Raw genomic sequence first — 16,709 nt, forward strand, 5'->3', positions numbered from 1 at the left:
ATAATTCCCTGTCAGATTCCCGCTCCTTTGCCGTACACTGGGTAAACCATCCGATAGAGGGCACCCCTATGGCACTCCCCCGCATTACGCAAAAAGAGATGACCGAGCGCGAACAGCGTGAACTGAAAACGCTGCTCGACCGCGCGCGCATCGCGCATGGTCGCCTGCTGACCAACGCAGAGACTAACAGCGTGAAAAAGGAGTACATCGATAAGCTGATGGCTGAACGAGAAGCCGAAGCGAAGAAAGCCCGCCAGTTGAAGAAAAAGCAGGCTTATAAACCGGATACCGAAAGTTCATTTTCGTGGTCGGCGAATACGCCGACGCGCGGTAGACGTTAACGCCCTTTCTTTTTACGCCCCGGTGACACGAAACGTTTACCGTTCGACGCCGGGCGCGCAGGTTTTTCGCTGGTTTTTTCCATCTTCACCACCGGACGCTTAATGCCCGCGGTTTTTGGCTTAGCCTTCGGTTTCGGCTTGGCTTCCGACGATGACCCCTCAATCAACTTGAAGAGGTCGATAAGCTCGTCATCGGTCAAATCGCGCCATTCACCGAGCGGAATGCCCGTCAGGCTGACGTTCATGATGCGCGTACGCTCAAGCTTGGTCACTTCAAAACCAAAGTGTTCACACATGCGGCGAATCTGGCGGTTCAGCCCCTGAACCAGGGTGATACGGAAGACGAACGGCGCCTCTTTCTTCACCTTGCACTTCTTGGTGACCGTCCCCAGAATCGGCACGCCCGCGCCCATTCCGCGAATAAAGTCATCCGTCACCGGCTTATCGACCGTCACCAGATACTCTTTTTCGTGATCGTTACCGGCACGCAGGATCTTGTTCACCAGATCGCCGTGGTTGGTGAGGAAAATCAGCCCCTGAGAATCTTTATCCAGACGCCCAATAGGGAAGATACGTTTGCTGTGGTTGACGAAATCAACGATGTTGTCGCGTTCGCCGTCTTCCGTGGTACTGACAATGCCGACAGGTTTGTTTAGCGCAATCAGCACCAAATCATCCGCTTCCCGCGGCTCAATCAACTGACCGTTAACCTTCACCACGTCGCCCGGCTTCACCTGATCGCCAATCGTGGCGCGCTTGCCGTTAAGGAACACGTTGCCTTGTTCGATATAGCGATCGGCCTCACGGCGTGAGCAAATCCCGCTTTCGCTGATGTATTTATTTAATCGGGTTGATGAGTCTGGCAGCATAAATTCTCCTGTAAAAGCGAAATATACCTCACCTTGGCGGTGAGGAAAAAGAGTCCGCCGGAAATCAGTGCCAATATCCTGCGGTGTTTGCACAAACGTGCAAAAACGCTCTATCCCCTCTCCCATAAAAGAGCCTTGAACTCGCCGAATGATGGCGTTATACCAGATCGAGAATCGCTTTTTATGTTTTGCACATATGTGCAGGAGCCCGTTAGCACGATGGAAAACAGTGACGATATTCGGTTGATCGTGAAAATAGCCCAGCTCTACTACGAGCAGGAGATGACGCAGGCACAGATCGCGCAAACGCTCGGGATTTACCGCACCACCATCAGCCGCTTGTTGAAACGTGGGCGCGAGCTGGGGATTGTCAGCATCGCTATCAACTATGACTACAACGACAGCCTGTGGCTGGAGCAACAGCTCAAGCTGAAGTTTGGCCTGAAAGAGGCCGTGGTCGCACCGCAGGAAAGCGAGACGGGGCTGTACGGCGCTCATCTGGTGGAACGACTGCTGACACCCGGCATGGTTGTCGGGTTTGGCTGGGGGCGCGGCGTCAGCGCGCTGGTTGAGCAATTGTCGCCATCGAGCCAGCCTCACCGCCTGGTGTGCGTGCCGGTGGTGGGCGGGCCTGCGGGCAAGCTGCCCAGTCGTTTTCACGTCAACACCCTCACCTACAGCGCGGCAAGCCGGTTAAAGGCAGAATCGCATCTCGCTGATTTTCCCGCGCTGCTGGATAACGCCACAATTCGCAACGGCATCATGCAATCTCAACACTTCAAAACCATTGCCGAATACTGGCAGCAGTTGGATATCGCGCTGGTTGGCATTGGTTCCCCGGCTATTCGCCACGGCGCAAACTGGCAGGCTTTCTACGGTAATGAGCACAGCGATGACCTGGTCGCCCACCGGGTGGCCGGTGATATCTGTTCACGCTTCTTTGATAGTGAGGGGCTGCCCGTCCACACCGCAATGCAGGAAAAGACGCTCGCCATTGAGCTGGATACGTTACGCAAGGCCCGTTACGCCATTGGCATTGCCTACGGTGAGGAAAAACACGCGGCCCTGCTCGGCGCGCTGCGCGGCAAACACATCAACAGCCTGGTCACCGACCGGGCTACCGCTGAATATTTAGTGCAGTAATACAAGACGAGGACATGACCATGATCAACCGCGATACCCAGCTGTGCATGTCGCTTGCCGGACGCCCCGGCAACTTCGGCACCCGCTTTCATAACTATCTTTATGAAAAGCTGGGGCTGAATTTCATCTACAAAGCCTTTACCACCCAGGATATTGAAGCGGCGGTAAAAGGCGTTCGTGCCCTTGGCATTCGCGGCTGTGCGGTCTCCATGCCGTTTAAAGAAAGCTGCATGGCCTTTCTCGATACCATCGACCCGTCGGCCAAAGTCATCGACTCCGTGAATACCATCGTCAACGATGGCGGCAAACTGACCGGGTTCAACACCGACTATATCGCGGTCAAAAGCCTGATTAGCAGCCACCAGCTGGATACATCCGCTCGCGTGATGATCCGCGGCAGCGGCGGCATGGGAAAAGCGGTGATTGCCGCCTTCCGCGATGCCGGTTTTCGCGAGGTGATTATCGCTGCACGTCATGAGGCCAACGGCAAAGCGCTGGCGCAGCAATATGGTTTTCAGTGGCAGGCACAGCCGGAAGCCAATGGGATAGATATTCTGGTTAACGTCACGCCGCTGGGCATGGCGGGAGGAAACGAAAGCGAGAGCCTGGCCTTCAGTGAAGCGATGGTCGAGCGTGCCAGCGTGGTGTTCGACGTGGTGGCGCTACCCCCGGACACGCCGGTGATAAAACTAGCGCAGCATCTGGGGAAAAAGACCATCAGCGGGGCGGAAGTGATTGCGCTGCAGGCCGTTGAACAATTCGTCATGTATACCGGCGTGCGGCCAGATGCCGAGCTGATTGCTGAAGCGGCGAAGTTTGCGCGGGAAGGGTAAGCAGCATGAGCGCCTTAACCGGCGCTCTAATACCCGTTTAACAGAAAATCGATCGCATCCCGTAGCTTCGCCCTTTCTGATGTTAGGTCAGACACCCGATCGCCCAGTTCTTTGATAGGTATTCCAGCCATCATGTGCGTCATAACGACATAAGCTTGGCCTGAGATCTTCACGACAGGACAAATTTTAACCGGTGCATTTCCGGGGAGTTGTTCTAAGGAAACCGCTGGAGCCACCAGCACATGCTGTAACACATTGGCAATGGGGTGCTGTAAATTGATCAGGTAGGGATAAACTTTCCTCCCGCTACCGATATTCTCATAAGCACAGAACTGTTCCATTAGAACGACCGCTGAAAATCACTGAACGAACCGTTTTCATCAACCCATTGGTTAACGGACTCAATGGCTTTCTCGTTGTCCCGCAGCCACTCTTCGCGTTGATTTTCACGAAACTTTTCCAACAACGCCTCCGTTAACACCGTCGACAAGTTAATTTTCAGCTTACGGGCCTCTTCCAGAATTTCCGGCGCCAGAGAGACATTCACGGACTTTTTAGCATTCGACATCGCGCGCATGATAACCCCCATTGCAATGCGCATAGCTTGTCTGAGATTAGCGTAATAAGCGAGCATTTCCTATTCCTGACTCTGTGGAGGTAGAGAGAAATTAACCGCCGAAGCCACCGCTGTCATGCTCGACAATTCATTCCTGCGAGCAGCATTCCGCAACATCGTGAACCCCATCAGTGAGCCGTCGGACGTAGAGTGATAACATCCTGCCCTGACTGATTATTTTTTCATTAAAGGGATAAACCATGGAACTGCTATTGCTGAGTAACTCGACGCTGCCGGGCAAAGCCTGGATGGAACACGCGATGCCGCTGATTGCCTCACAGCTGAACGGCCGCCGCTCTGCGGTGTTTATTCCGTTTGCAGGCGTCACGCAGACCTGGGACGAGTACACGGCGAAAACCGCGGCGGTCTTTGCGCCACTCGGCGTCACCGTGACCGGTATTCATACTGTCGCCGATCCCGTCGCAGCGATTGAAAATGCCGAACTGGTTATCGTCGGCGGCGGTAATACGTTCCAACTGCTCAAAGAGAGCCGCGAGCGCGGTCTACTGGCACCGATTGTTGATGTGGTCAAACGCGGAGCGCTGTACATCGGCTGGAGCGCTGGGGCGAACCTTGCCTGCCCAACCATCCGCACCACCAACGACATGCCGATTGTCGATCCAAAAGGGTTTGATGCGCTGGGTCTGTTCCCGCTGCAAATTAACCCGCACTTCACCAACGCCCTGCCGGAAGGACATAAGGGCGAAACCCGCGAGCAGCGCATTCGCGAACTGCTGGTGGTGGCGCCAGAGCTAACGGTCATTGGTCTGCCGGAAGGCAACTGGATTCAGGTAGCACAAGGCCATGCCACGCTCGGCGGGCCGAACACCACCTACGTGTTTAAAGCGGGAGAAGAGGCGGTGGCACTGGAAGCTGGCCACCGTTTTTAAACATGATTCGGGGCTGACCATACAGCCAGCCCCGCACGGGCCCGATGTTTATCGGGCCTGTTGTTTTACAGCACTCAATAATCGTCGCGGTCGTCGTCTTCATCCGGCTGCTCCAGCACGCTGTAAGCCACCGAACAGAACAACGAGTTCAGGCGCAGCATATCGCCCAGCAGAGCCAGGTGCAGCGTACTGGTTTCAATACTCTGCACGTTTTGCTGATGCAGACGGTCAACGTGCGCGTGCGCGTAGCGGCGGTTCATGATGCGGAAGCGGTGCTTGCTGCGGCGCAGTCGACGCGCACTGGTCACATCGCCGGAGAAGAATACCGACATCGCCAGCTGCAGATTACTCAGCAGCAGCTCATGCAACCCGTCGAGCTCCTTTAAGCCTTCCACCGAGAACGCGCGACGGGCCGCCAGCGATTTATCCGCAATCTCACTGCCCATACGCTCCACAATGTCCGACGCCTGCTCAAGGTTGAGCGACATCTCGATAATCTCTGCCCAGCGCCGGGACTCTTCCTCCGCCAGCTCATCTTTCGGCATCCGCGCCAGATACAGTTTGATAGCGGTATAGAGCACGTTGATGTCATCGGCCTGTTTGCGCAGGTTTTTCTCTTCGCGCGGCTCGCCGTTCATCACCTTTTTTAAGCCATCCAGCATCTGCTCCGTCGCATCGCCCATGCGCAGGGTTTCGCGCGCGGCATTGGCTAACGCCAGCGTTGGGGTATCCAGCGCGGTGACATCAAGATGTTTCGGCTTCAGATGACCGTCCAGCTCCGGCTCATCGCGAATCAACCGTTTACACAAGCGCGCCATCGGCTCGGCAAACGGCACCATCGCCACGCAGCGAATCAGGTTGTAGAAGACGTGGAAGTAGATAACCAGTTCGGATTCCGGCAGCGGCAGTTTTTGCAGCGTCGTTGCCAGCACGTGAACAAACGGCAGGATCAGCAGACTGCCCACCAGCTTAAACAGCAGGCTACCGAGCGCAACGCGGCGGGCTGAGGCGTTGGCGGCGCTGTTATTGAGCATCGCCAGCAGGCCAGAACCGAGGTTGGCACCAATAACCAGACACAGCGCGACCGGGAAAGAGATAACACCCGTGGTGGTCAGCGTGGCGGTTAACAGCACCGCCGCCAGGCTGGAGTAGCTGATTATCGCGAATACGGCACCAATTAGCGCATCCAATAGGATATCGCCGGTCAGCGAGGCAAAAATAACCTGCACGCCGTTGGCCTGGGTAATCGGCGTGACCGCCTGCACAATCAGCTCCAGCGCCAGCAGGATAAGACCGAGACCAATCCCCACGCGGCCAAGTTGACCCTCGCGCGTCTGTTTGCGGCCGAGGAAGAAAGTCACCCCGATAAAAATCAACAGCGGCGACAGCCAGGAGAGATCGAAGGTCAGGATACGGGCCATCAGCGCGGTACCCACATCGGCACCGAGCACAATCACCAGCGCAGGCGTCAAGGCGACAAGATCCTGGGCGACAAATGAGGTCACCAGCATGGTGGTGGCGTTGCTGCTTTGAACCAGCGCGGTCACACCAATACCCGCGCAGAAGGCGAGCGGCTTTTTCTCAACGCTGCGGCTGAGGACGGTACGCAGGCGGGCGCCAAAGACGCGCATCACCCCGGTACGAACAATGTGGGTGCCCCATACCAATAGGGCGACGGCAGAAAGCAGATGTAGCAGAGTTAACACAGAATCCGGTTCTCCTTATCGTTATATGTTCCTGGAGCCATCAACCATCGTCGGCTTGCTAAGCGTACGTCTTCAGGGTTCATCCCGGTGCCTGATGACGCATCAACATTCCGGCCAACCATGATCTCAGGTTATTTCAGTATAAGGGTTTACGGGCAATAAAGAGACAGGGCGCTCATTGAGCGCCCTGTTAGTTGTAAGAAAAGATGACGGTTTTGTGAATCAGTCGGCATCGTACCCAAGGTTCGGCGCTAGCCAGCGCTCCACTTCCGTCACGCTCATCCCTTTGCGGAGGGCGTAATCCTCGACCTGATCGCGCTGAATCTGCGCCACGGCGTAGTACTTGCTATCCGGATGGCTGAAGTACCAGCCGGAAACCGACGCGCCAGGCCACATGGCGAAGGATTCAGTCAGCTTCATCCCAGTGTGGGTTTCCACGTCCAGAAGCTCCCAGATGGTGCCTTTTTCGGTGTGTTCCGGACAGGCCGGGTAGCCCGGCGCCGGGCGAATCCCCTGATAGTTTTCGCGGATCAGCTCTTCGTTGCTCAGGTTTTCATTCGGCGCATAGCCCCAGTAAACCTTACGCACGCGCTCATGAAGATACTCGGCGAACGCCTCTGCCAGACGGTCAGAAAGCGCCTTCACCATGATTTTGTTGTAATCATCGTGCTGAGCTTCGAAGGCATCGGCCAGCGCGTCTTCTTCCAGACCACCGGTGACCGCGAAGGCACCGATATAGTCGGCCTTGCCGGATGTCTTAGGCGCCACAAAGTCAGACAGACAGTAGTTAGCAAAACCGATTTTTTCGGTCTGCTGACGCAGATGACGGCTGACGGTCAGCACATGGGTGCGCGTCTCGTCGCGGTAGATTTCCACGTCGTCGCCGACGCGGTTGGCTGGGAACAGCCCTACCACGCCGCGCGGGTTCAGCAATTTCTCCGCACTCAGCTTATCCAGCATGTCGTTAGCGTCTTTAAACAGGCGCTTGGCCTCTTCGCCCACCACCTCGTCTTCCAGGATGCGCGGGTACTTACCGGCCAGCGACCAGGTCATAAAGAACGGCGTCCAGTCGATATAGTTACGCAGCGTTTCAATGCTGGCTTCCACTTCCTGTACACCCAAACGGTGCGCCACCGGTGGCGTGTAATTTTCCCAGTCAAACGCCAGATCGTTCTCGCGCGCGGCAGCCAAAGTGACCGGCGGCGTGCGCGGTTTCTTACGCCCGTGCTGGATACGCACGGTTTCGTACTCTTTACGGGTTCGGGCGACAAAATCGTCATGCTGCGTATCGGACAGCAGCGCGGCGACCACGCCCACGGTACGCGAGGCGTTCTGCACATAAACCGTTGGGCCGCTGTAGTTCTGCTCGATTTTCACCGCCGTGTGGGCCTTCGAGGTGGTCGCACCGCCAATCAGCAGCGGAATGGTGAAGCCCTGACGTTCCATCTCTTTCGCCACGTTGACCATTTCGTCCAGCGATGGCGTGATAAGCCCGGAAAGGCCAATCAGATCGGCATTCACTTCGCGCGCGGTTTTGAGGATTTTATCCGCTGGCACCATCACGCCGAGATCGATGATTTCGTAGTTGTTGCACTGCAGCACCACGCCGACGATGTTTTTGCCGATGTCGTGAACGTCGCCTTTCACCGTCGCAATCACCATCTTGCCGTTACTGGAGCCTTTCTCTTTACTGGCTTCGATATACGGTTCGAGGTAGGCCACCGCCTGTTTCATCACGCGGGCCGATTTCACCACCTGCGGCAGGAACATTTTGCCCTCGCCAAACAGGTCGCCGACCACGTTCATGCCATCCATCAGCGGCCCTTCGATAACCTGGATCGGCCGCTCGGCCTGCTGACGTGCCTCTTCGGTATCCAGCTCAATGAATTCGGTTATGCCTTTGACCAACGAGTATTCGAGGCGTTTTTTCACGTCCCAGCTGCGCCACTCCGCCTGCTGGGCGTTGGCGCTGTCGTCAGTTTTACTGCCGCGATATTTCTCGGCCAGATCCAGCAAACGTTCGGTGCCGTCATCGCGGCGGTTAAGCACGACATCTTCTACCGCATCGCGCAGCTCGGCGGGCAGATCGTCGTAAATCGCCAGCTGGCCGGCGTTAACGATCCCCATGTCCATCCCGTTGCGAATGGCGTAATAGAGGAACACCGCGTGGATGGCTTCGCGCACCGGGTCATTGCCGCGGAACGAGAAGGAGACGTTGGAGACACCGCCGGAAATCAGCGCATGCGGCAGCTCGCGCTTAATGTCTTCACAGGCACCGATAAAGTCCTGCGCGTAGTTGTTGTGCTCTTCAATCCCGGTCGCCACGGCAAAGATATTGGGGTCGAAGATGATATCTTCCGGCGGGAAGCCGACTTCTTTGGTCAGAATGTTGTAAGCGCGGCGGCAAATTTCGATTTTGCGCTCGCGGGTATCGGCCTGGCCCACTTCGTCGAACGCCATCACCACCACGGCGGCACCATAGCGACGCACTTTTTTCGCGTGCTCGATAAACGGTTCAATGCCCTCTTTCATCGAAATCGAGTTGACGATACCTTTGCCCTGAATGCACTTCAGCCCTTTCTCGATGACCTCCCATTTCGAGGAGTCGATCATAATCGGTACGCGGGCAATATCCGGTTCACCGGCAATCAGATTGAGGAAACGCACCATCGCCGCTTCGGCATCGAGCATCCCCTCATCCATGTTGATATCGATAATCTGCGCGCCGCTTTCCACCTGCTGACGGGCGACATCCAGCGCTTCGTTATATTTTTCTTCTTTGATCAGACGCTTGAACTTGGCCGAGCCGGTAACGTTGGTACGTTCACCGACGTTCACAAACAGGCTGTCATCGCCAATATTGAGCGGCTCAAGGCCGGACAGACGGCAGGCCACCGGCAATTCTGGCAGCTTACGTGGTGGAAGACCTTCCACCGCGCGGCTCATGGCCGTGATGTGTTCAGGGGTGGTGCCGCAGCAGCCGCCAACAACGTTGAGGAACCCGGCTTCGGCCCATTCACGAATCTGCGTCGCCATGGTGTCAGCGTCAAGATCGTATTCGCCGAAGGCGTTTGGCAGCCCGGCGTTCGGGTGCGCGGTAACGTAGCACTCGGCAATACGCGACAGCTCCTGCACGTACTGGCGCAGCTCATCCGGGCCTAAGGCACAGTTCAGGCCAAAGGTCAGCGCGTCGGCGTGGCGCAGCGAGTTATAGAACGCTTCGGTCGTCTGACCGGAGAGCGTACGCCCGGAGGCATCGGTGATGGTGCCGGAAATCATGATCGGCAGATCCACGCCCAGCGCTTCAAACTCTTCTTTGACCGCAAAAATTGCCGCTTTGGCGTTGAGGGTGTCAAAGACGGTTTCAATCAGAATCAGGTCGCTACCGCCCTCCACCAGCGCTTTGGTGGACTCACGATAAGCGGCCACCAGCTGATCGAAAGTGACGTTACGATAAGCGGGGTCGTTCACGTCCGGAGAAATTGACGCCGTGCGGTTGGTTGGGCCAAGCACCCCCGCGACATAGCGCGGTTTGTTCGGCGTGCGTGCCGTCCACTCGTCGGCGCAGGCGCGCGCCAGTTTTGCTGCCACAAAGTTGATTTCCGCCGACAGGGATTCCATCTGGTAATCCGCCATGGCGATCGTCGTGGAGTTAAAAGTGTTGGTTTCAATGATATCCGCGCCGGCTTCAAAGTAGGCGTTATGGATAGCACCGATAACCTCTGGCTTGCTGAGCACCAGCAGGTCGTTATTGCCTTTCAGGTCGCAGGGCCAGTCGGTGAAACGCTCACCGCGGAAGTCCTGCTCGCTCAGACGATAGCCCTGGATCATGGTGCCCATGCCCCCGTCCAGAACCAGAATACGTTCATTTAACTGCGCACGCAGTTGCTCAACTTTGCTGCTCACAGACACTCCCGACAACGCTCAACGAAACCCAGAAAAAAGGTAATAAGGCATACTGGCATAAACCGGGGTGGCGGAAAAGAAAACAACCGTCTACATGAGACAAGTTCAACATGACTCATCGGAGCAGTAATCTGAACGGTTGTATTATAATCAATAAAAACGAAAACAATTTCCACGATACAGAAAGGAGTTGCGATGGTTGCCAACGTTCCTGCTAAACGCGGCAGAAAGCCCGCCGCTGCCGCCGCACCCGCGACGGGCCAGGTGCAATCCCTCACCCGTGGCCTGAAGCTGCTGGAATGGATTGCCGAATCTCACAATAGCGTCGCACTGACCGAACTGGCACAGCAGGCCGGGTTACCGAACTCCACCACCCACCGTTTGCTCACCACCATGCAGCAGCTGGGCTTTGTCCGTCAGGTGGGCGATTTAGGGCACTGGGCAGTGGGTGCGCATGCGTTTATCGTCGGCAGCAGTTTCCTGCAAAGCCGCAATCTGTTAGCCATTGTCCACCCGATTTTACGTCAGCTGATGGAAGACTCCGGTGAGACGGTCAATCTGGCGGTGCTTGATAAAAGCGATCATCAGGCGATTATCATCGACCAGGTCCAGTGTACGCAGCTGATGCGTATGTCCGCACCCATTGGCGGCAAGCTGCCGATGCATGCATCCGGCGCGGGTAAAGCCTTCTTATCGCAGCTAAGCGAAGAGCAGGTTACCGGCCTGCTGCACCGTAAGGGGCTGCACGCTTACACCCACGCCACGCTGGTGTCGCCGCTGCATCTGAAGGACGATCTGGCCCAAACGCGTAAGCGCGGTTATTCGTTTGATGATGAAGAACACGCGCTCGGGTTGCGCTGCGTGGCATCGTGCATTTATGACGAGCACCGCGAACCGTTCGCAGCCATTTCCATTTCCGGGCCCATTTCGCGAATCACCGATGACCGCGTGACCGAGTTTGGCGCGATGGTGATTAAGGCCGCGAAAGAGGTGACGCTGGCTTATGGCGGGCTGCGTTAAGATGCGCGATATGAAATCCGCCTGGCAGGAAAAATATCCCCAGGCGTGGTGCTGGTCGTTTGGCGACTCCCCCGAGCTGGCTGATGAGTTGGCCGATCTGGTGGTTGCCGGAAAGAAAACCGGGACCTGCGGCTCGTTTGCCAGCTACCAAAAAGAAGAGCCACGTTTAACGCCGGGCACCTACCATATTGTGCTCAACGGTAGCGGAGAAGCGGTGTGTGTGATCCGTACGCTGGCCATCAGGCTCATTCGGTTTAATGAAATGAGCCCGGCGCTGGCTGCGCTGGAAGGTGAAGGCGATTTGAGTCTGGCCTACTGGCAATCGGCGCACCAGGCCTTCTTCGAACGCGAAGGCAGCTGGTCGCCGGATATGGAACTCATCTACGAAGAATTTGCGGTCATCGAAACCGCCAGCGCCGAGTAGCGAACGCTAAACCGTTGACGGCGGCGGTAGGCGTAAACATCCTCCACGTGGCCGTTTTTAATCCGCGTTTGCAGGCCGCGCCAGTAGTCAGCGCTGAATAAGTCGGCGTGCATTTCCTCAAACAGCGGCCCAATTCGCGGGTCGGCGCACAGCCAGTGGCGAAACTCTTCCGGAAACACATCACCGGGCGAGACGCTGTACCACGGCTCGCTAGACAGCTCATCTTCCGGGTAACGTGGCGGCGGAATATGGCGGAAGTTCACCTCCGTCATGTAGCAAATTTCATCGTAATCGTAGAACACCACGCGCCCGTGTCGGGTGACGCCAAAGTTTTTAAACAGCATATCGCCGGGGAAAATATTGGCAGCAGCCAGCTGGCGGATGGCGTTGCCATACTCTTCGATAGCATCGCGCAGCTGCTGGCCTTCCACGCGCTCCAGCCAGATATTGAGTGGTACCATTCGCCGCTCGATATAGAGGTGACTAATGGCGATTTTATCCCCCATATCGACGATTTTCTCCGGCGCTTCTTGTAATAGCAGCGCCATCAGTGCCGGAGAAATTTGTTGTTTATCCAGCACGAAATTCTCAAATTCCTGGGTATCCGCCATGTGCCCGACGCGGTCGTGCTCCTTCACCAGTTGATAGCAGGCGCGAACGTGGGCGGCAGACATCTCTTTTTGCGGCGCAAATTTGTCTTTGATGACTTTAAACACCCGGTCAAAACCCGGCAGCGTGAACACCAGCATCACCATGCCGCGAATGCCCGGCGCCTCAATAAACGGTTCATCAGCATTGGCAATGTAGTGTAAATATTCACGGTAGCTTTCGGTTTTCGCATGCTTCTGGCAGCCAATCGCCATGTACAGCTCGGCGGTGGTTTTACCCGGAAGGATCTCCCGCAGCCATTCGACCAGCGCAGCCGGTAGCGGGGCGTAAACCATAAAGTAAGAGCGCGCGAAGCCAAATACGATGCTGGCCTCTTCCGTGGTGGTGAGGCAGGTATCGACAAACAGTTCGCCTTCATCGGTACGATGAATCGGGATCAGAAACGGCAGCGTGGCGTTGGGCGTAATCAGCTTGCCAATCAGCCAGGCGGCCTTATTGCGATAAAACAGCTCATTATTGATTTGCAAATGCGAGTGGCGCAAGGTTTCCGTATCCAGCGTTTCACTCAGATGCGCCATGATGTAGCCTACGTCGCGAAACTTATTTTGCCAGGGCAGGCGTAACGGCAGGTCGCTGAGCATTTTAAAGATCACCGCCTCCCAACCGTGCTCCGGGAAAAAATCTTTGGCCAGCGGCCGGGGAATGGCGCGAAAACGTCGCTCGGGCTGCGAGCTGAAAATAAACAACCGCTCAGGGCTAAGCGAGCGGTGGTCAAATAACCGGCAATAGACGGAGTTGAAAAAGCTCTCCGCAATCTCGAAGCGTGGGTAATCAGGTAACAGGCGCGTGTACTGCGCTTTTACCCGCAGCAGAAAATCGGCATCGGTACTTTTGCCGTCGGTAATGCAGCGCAGCTGTTCGACCACCAACCCCACGTGGTGATCGTACAGATGGATACGGCTTTTCATCGCCTGCTGCACCGCATGCCAGTCAGCCTGTTCAAAACGCTGCTGTGCACCGGAAGTGACTTCCAAAAATCGACCATACTGCGCGTCAAAACCTTGCAGGATGGTTTGAGCAATCAGTAATTCCAGGCCACGCGACATCTTTCACCCTCATTTGCCAGATGGCGGATTACGCCTTATCCGGCCTACTCGATTATGTAGGCCGGATAAGCGCAAGCGCCATCCGGCAACCATTAGAACTGCGACTCTTCCGTCGATCCCGTCAGCGCCGTCACCGAAGAAGCACCGCCCTGAATAATCGTAGTGACCTTATCGAAGTAGCCGGTGCCCACTTCCTGCTGGTGAGAGACGAAGGTATAGCCATCTTTCGCCGCCGCGAACTCCGGCTGCTGAACCTTCTCAACGTAGTGCTTCATGCCTTCGCCCTGCGCGTAGGAGTGCGCCAGATCGAACATGTTGAACCACATGCTGTGAATACCCGCCAGGGTGATGAACTGGTATTTGTAACCCATGTCGGACAGCTGCTGCTGGAAGCTGGCAATAGTTTTGTCGTCCAGCTTTTTCTGCCAGTTGAACGATGGCGAGCAGTTATAGGCCAGCAGTTTGCCTGGATATTTGGCGTGGATAGCGTCAGCAAAGCGCTTCGCCAGTTCCAGGTCAGGCGTGGAGGTTTCACACCACACGAGATCGGCATACGGGGCATAGGCCAGGCCACGGCTAATCGCTTGCTCAATCCCCGACTGGGTGCGATAGAAACCTTCGCTGGTACGCTCGCCGGTGATAAAGCCGCTGTCATAAGGGTCGCAGTCGGAGGTAATTAAGTCGGCTGCATCCGCGTCGGTACGCGCAATCAGCAGCGTTGGAACGCCCATGACGTCGGCTGCCAGACGCGCTGCTACCAGTTTCTGAATCGCTTCCTGGGTCGGTACTAATACCTTGCCGCCCATGTGACCGCACTTCTTCACCGATGCCAGCTGATCTTCAAAGTGTACCGCCGCTGCACCGGCCGCAATCATCGATTTCATCAGCTCAAACGCATTCAGTACGCCGCCAAAACCCGCTTCCGCATCGGCCACGATCGGCAGGAAGTAATCCACATAGCGTGGATCGTTCGGCTCGATCCCATTCGCCCACTGGATCTGATCGGCGCGGCTGAAGGAGTTGTTGATCCGATCCACCACCGCCGGCACCGAGTTCGCCGGGTAGAGTGATTGATCCGGGTACATGCTGGATGCCAGGTTCGCGTCCGCCGCCACCTGCCAACCGGAGAGATAAATCGCTTCAATCCCTGCCTTCGCCTGCTGCAGCGCCTGGCCACCGGTCAGCGCGCCCAGGCTATTCACGTAGCCCTTTTTGGACTCGCCGTGCAGCAGTCGCCACATTTTAGCCGAACCCAGCTGCGCCAGGGTGTGCTCCGGTTTAACCGAGCCGCGTAATTTCACCACTTCTTCCGCGCTGTACGGGCGTTTGATGCCTTCCCAACGAGGCTGCGTCCATTCTTGCTGTAATTCTTCGATTTGTTGAGTACGGGTTTTCATGTGCAGATGCTCCATTTTGTTATGTGGTGAATTAAGCCAACAGGCGGTAGCCTGGCAGAGTCAGGAAGTCGATCAGTTCATCAGAGGTGGTGATTTGCTCCATCAGACGCGCGGCATCGTCGAAACGACCGCCGTTAAAGCGGCTATCGCCCAGCTCGTTTTTGATAACCAACAGCTCTTCAGCCAGCATCTGGCGGAACAGCGGTTTGGTTACCGGCTTGCCGTTGCTGAGCGTTTTCTGATGGTGAATCCACTGCCAGATAGAGGTGCGGGAGATTTCCGCCGTCGCAGCGTCCTCCATCAGGCCATAAATTGGTACGCAGCCGTTGCCGGAGATCCACGCTTCGATGTACTGCACGGCGACGCGGATATTGGCACGCATCCCCTCTTCGGTGCGTTCGCCATCGCATGGCGTCAGCAGCTGTTCAGCGGTAATCGGCGCATCATCGGCGCGCGAGATGTTCAGCTGGTTTGCACGTGAGCCCAACACTTCGTTAAAGACTGCCATCGCGGTATCAGCTAAGCCCGGATGGGCAACCCAGGTACCGTCGTGGCCGTTGTTCGCTTCCAGCGATTTGTCCGCTTTAACTTTGTTCAGCACCTGCTCATTACGCTCGGCATCTTTGCTTGGGATAAACGCCGCCATGCCGCCCATCGCAAATGCGCCGCGCTTGTGGCAGGTTTTGATCAGCAGGCGAGAGTAGGCGCTGAGGAAGGCTTTATCCATCGTCACCACCTGACGATCGGGCAATACGCGATCCGGGTGGTTCTTCAATGTTTTGATGTAGCTAAAGATGTAATCCCAGCGGCCGCAGTTCAGACCGACAATATGGTCGCGCAGCGCGTGCAGAATCTCGTCCATCTGGAAGACTGCGGGCAGCGTTTCAATCAGCAGCGTCGCCTTGATAGTGCCGCGCGGCAGGTCAAAACGGTCTTCGGCGTAGCAGAACACATCGTTCCACCAGGCCGCTTCCTGCCAGGCCTGAGTTTTCGGCAGGTAGAAGTAAGGGCCGCTGCCTTTCGCCAGCAGAGCTTTATGGTTGTGGAAGAAGTAGAGCGCGAAATCGAACAGGCTGCCCGGGATTGCTTCGCCACGCCAGGTGACGTGTTTTTCCGGCAGATGGAGGCCGCGCACACGGCAAACCAGTACCGCCGGATCTGGTTTGAGCTGGTAAATCTTGCCCGCGTCGTTGGTGTAGCTGATGGTGCCGTTGACCGCATCGCGCAGGTTGATTTGCCCTTCGATGACTTTGTTCCAGTCTGGCGCCAGCGAGTCTTCAAAGTCAGCCATAAAGACTTTGACGTTGGCATTCATGGCGTTAATCACCATTTTGCGCTCAACAGGGCCGGTAATTTCCACGCGGCGATCCTGTAAATCAGCGGGAATACCACGGACGGTCCAGCTTCCGTCTCGAATGGAAGCGGTTTCCGAAATAAAATCTGGAAGCTTTCCATCGTCAATATCTTGCTGCTGCTGAATACGCGCAGCCAGCAGCTTATTACGTTTAGGCGTAAATCGGGTCACCAGTTCGGTCAGAAACTCCACCGCTTCCGCAGTCAGAACCTGCTGTTCCTGCTCGCCATAGGGCTTCAGAAAAGCCAGTTCATCGGTTGTTGTGGCCTGTTGTGTCATGCTGCAGCTCCTCGTTAATGATCCGAATAGTGTCCCGAAAAGATGGGCTAACGATCGTTGTCGTTTTTTCGCCCAACGTGTTTAAGACTAATCAATAAAAATAAAAAATCAAAAACGATTTCCATTTTTAATTAAAATTAACCTCAATTCATTGATTAGTATGGAATTAAAAATTTATTATTTACTGGTGTGGTTTTCGGAAACAAAAAAGGCACC

At 55.9% G+C, this 16,709-nt stretch carries 14 protein-coding genes; 6 read left to right on the top strand and 8 right to left on the bottom strand.

The features are described from left to right. Positions 1–68: 68 nt before the first annotated feature. Positions 69–341 carry a DUF3811 domain-containing protein gene (locus tag LZ634_RS02485; protein WP_166517232.1) on the top strand — a complete coding sequence of 91 codons (273 nt, stop codon included), beginning with the start codon at positions 69–71 and terminating at the stop codon, positions 339–341. Here LZ634_RS02485 and rluF read toward each other — a convergent pair. Beyond that, positions 338–1,210, bottom strand: a complete 873-nt coding sequence (gene rluF / locus LZ634_RS02490; RefSeq protein ID WP_234502147.1) for a 23S rRNA pseudouridine(2604) synthase RluF — start codon at positions 1,208–1,210, stop codon at positions 338–340. The two genes, LZ634_RS02485 and rluF, sit on opposite strands and share 4 nt — an antisense overlap. 219 nt (positions 1,211–1,429) lie before the next feature. On the opposite strand from rluF, the gene LZ634_RS02495 reads away from it, so the two are divergent. Next, positions 1,430–2,353, top strand: a complete 924-nt coding sequence (locus LZ634_RS02495; RefSeq protein ID WP_234502148.1) for a sugar-binding transcriptional regulator — start codon at positions 1,430–1,432, stop codon at positions 2,351–2,353. Positions 2,354–2,373: 20 nt separating this feature from the next. Beyond that, a complete protein-coding gene (locus tag LZ634_RS02500) occupies positions 2,374–3,186 on the top strand; it encodes a shikimate 5-dehydrogenase (RefSeq protein ID WP_234502149.1) in 813 nt (270 codons plus the stop codon). A 26-nt stretch (positions 3,187–3,212) separates the two neighbouring features. Here LZ634_RS02500 and LZ634_RS02505 read toward each other — a convergent pair whose 3' ends face one another. Beyond that, complete coding sequence (locus tag LZ634_RS02505) at positions 3,213–3,527, bottom strand: CcdB family protein (RefSeq protein WP_234502150.1); 315 nt, start codon at positions 3,525–3,527, stop codon at positions 3,213–3,215. Further along, positions 3,527–3,820 (bottom strand): type II toxin-antitoxin system CcdA family antitoxin, encoded by a 294-nt coding sequence (locus LZ634_RS02510; RefSeq protein ID WP_234502151.1) that lies wholly within the window; start codon positions 3,818–3,820, stop codon positions 3,527–3,529. The genes LZ634_RS02505 and LZ634_RS02510 overlap by 1 nt, the downstream gene beginning before the upstream one ends. A gap of 182 nt (positions 3,821–4,002) precedes the next feature. On the opposite strand from LZ634_RS02510, the gene pepE reads away from it, so the two are divergent. Continuing rightward, positions 4,003–4,692, top strand: coding sequence for a dipeptidase PepE (gene pepE, locus LZ634_RS02515; protein WP_234502152.1), 690 nt, complete (start codon positions 4,003–4,005; stop codon positions 4,690–4,692). 74 nt (positions 4,693–4,766) lie between these two features. Here the strand turns inward: pepE and LZ634_RS02520 are convergent, their stop codons facing one another. Next, a complete protein-coding gene (locus tag LZ634_RS02520; RefSeq protein ID WP_052281802.1) occupies positions 4,767–6,398 on the bottom strand; it encodes a Na/Pi cotransporter family protein in 1,632 nt (543 codons plus the stop codon). A gap of 222 nt (positions 6,399–6,620) precedes the next feature. After that, positions 6,621–10,304 (bottom strand): methionine synthase, encoded by a 3,684-nt coding sequence (metH, locus tag LZ634_RS02525; RefSeq protein ID WP_234502153.1) that lies wholly within the window; start codon positions 10,302–10,304, stop codon positions 6,621–6,623. Between the two features lie 195 nt (positions 10,305–10,499). Between metH and iclR the strand changes: the two genes are divergently transcribed. Beyond that, entirely contained in the window at positions 10,500–11,324 is an 825-nt protein-coding gene (gene iclR, locus LZ634_RS02530; protein ID WP_052281800.1) for a glyoxylate bypass operon transcriptional repressor IclR, read from the top strand. Positions 11,325–11,334: 10 nt separating this feature from the next. Then, on the top strand, positions 11,335–11,748 hold the full coding sequence (locus tag LZ634_RS02535; protein ID WP_234502154.1) for an ASCH domain-containing protein: 414 nt from the start codon (positions 11,335–11,337) through the stop codon (positions 11,746–11,748). On the opposite strand, the gene aceK is transcribed toward LZ634_RS02535, so the two are convergent. The 3 genes from aceK to aceB all read right to left on the bottom strand — a co-directional run bounded on the left by aceK (position 11,706) and on the right by aceB (position 16,493). Continuing rightward, the gene (aceK, locus tag LZ634_RS02540; protein WP_234502155.1) at positions 11,706–13,463 is read right to left on the bottom strand and encodes a bifunctional isocitrate dehydrogenase kinase/phosphatase; all 1,758 of its coding nucleotides are present in this window, start codon (positions 13,461–13,463) and stop codon (positions 11,706–11,708) included. The two genes, LZ634_RS02535 and aceK, sit on opposite strands and share 43 nt — an antisense overlap. 92 nt (positions 13,464–13,555) lie before the next feature. Next, on the bottom strand, positions 13,556–14,860 hold the full coding sequence (gene aceA, locus LZ634_RS02545; protein ID WP_234502156.1) for an isocitrate lyase: 1,305 nt from the start codon (positions 14,858–14,860) through the stop codon (positions 13,556–13,558). A 31-nt stretch (positions 14,861–14,891) separates the two neighbouring features. Further along, positions 14,892–16,493, bottom strand: coding sequence for a malate synthase A (gene aceB / locus LZ634_RS02550; RefSeq protein WP_234502157.1), 1,602 nt, complete (start codon positions 16,491–16,493; stop codon positions 14,892–14,894). Between the last annotated feature and the right edge of the window lie 216 nt (positions 16,494–16,709).

Source organism: Kluyvera intermedia, from assembly GCF_021440345.1.
Classification (GTDB): domain Bacteria; phylum Pseudomonadota; class Gammaproteobacteria; order Enterobacterales; family Enterobacteriaceae; genus Kluyvera; species Kluyvera intermedia_A.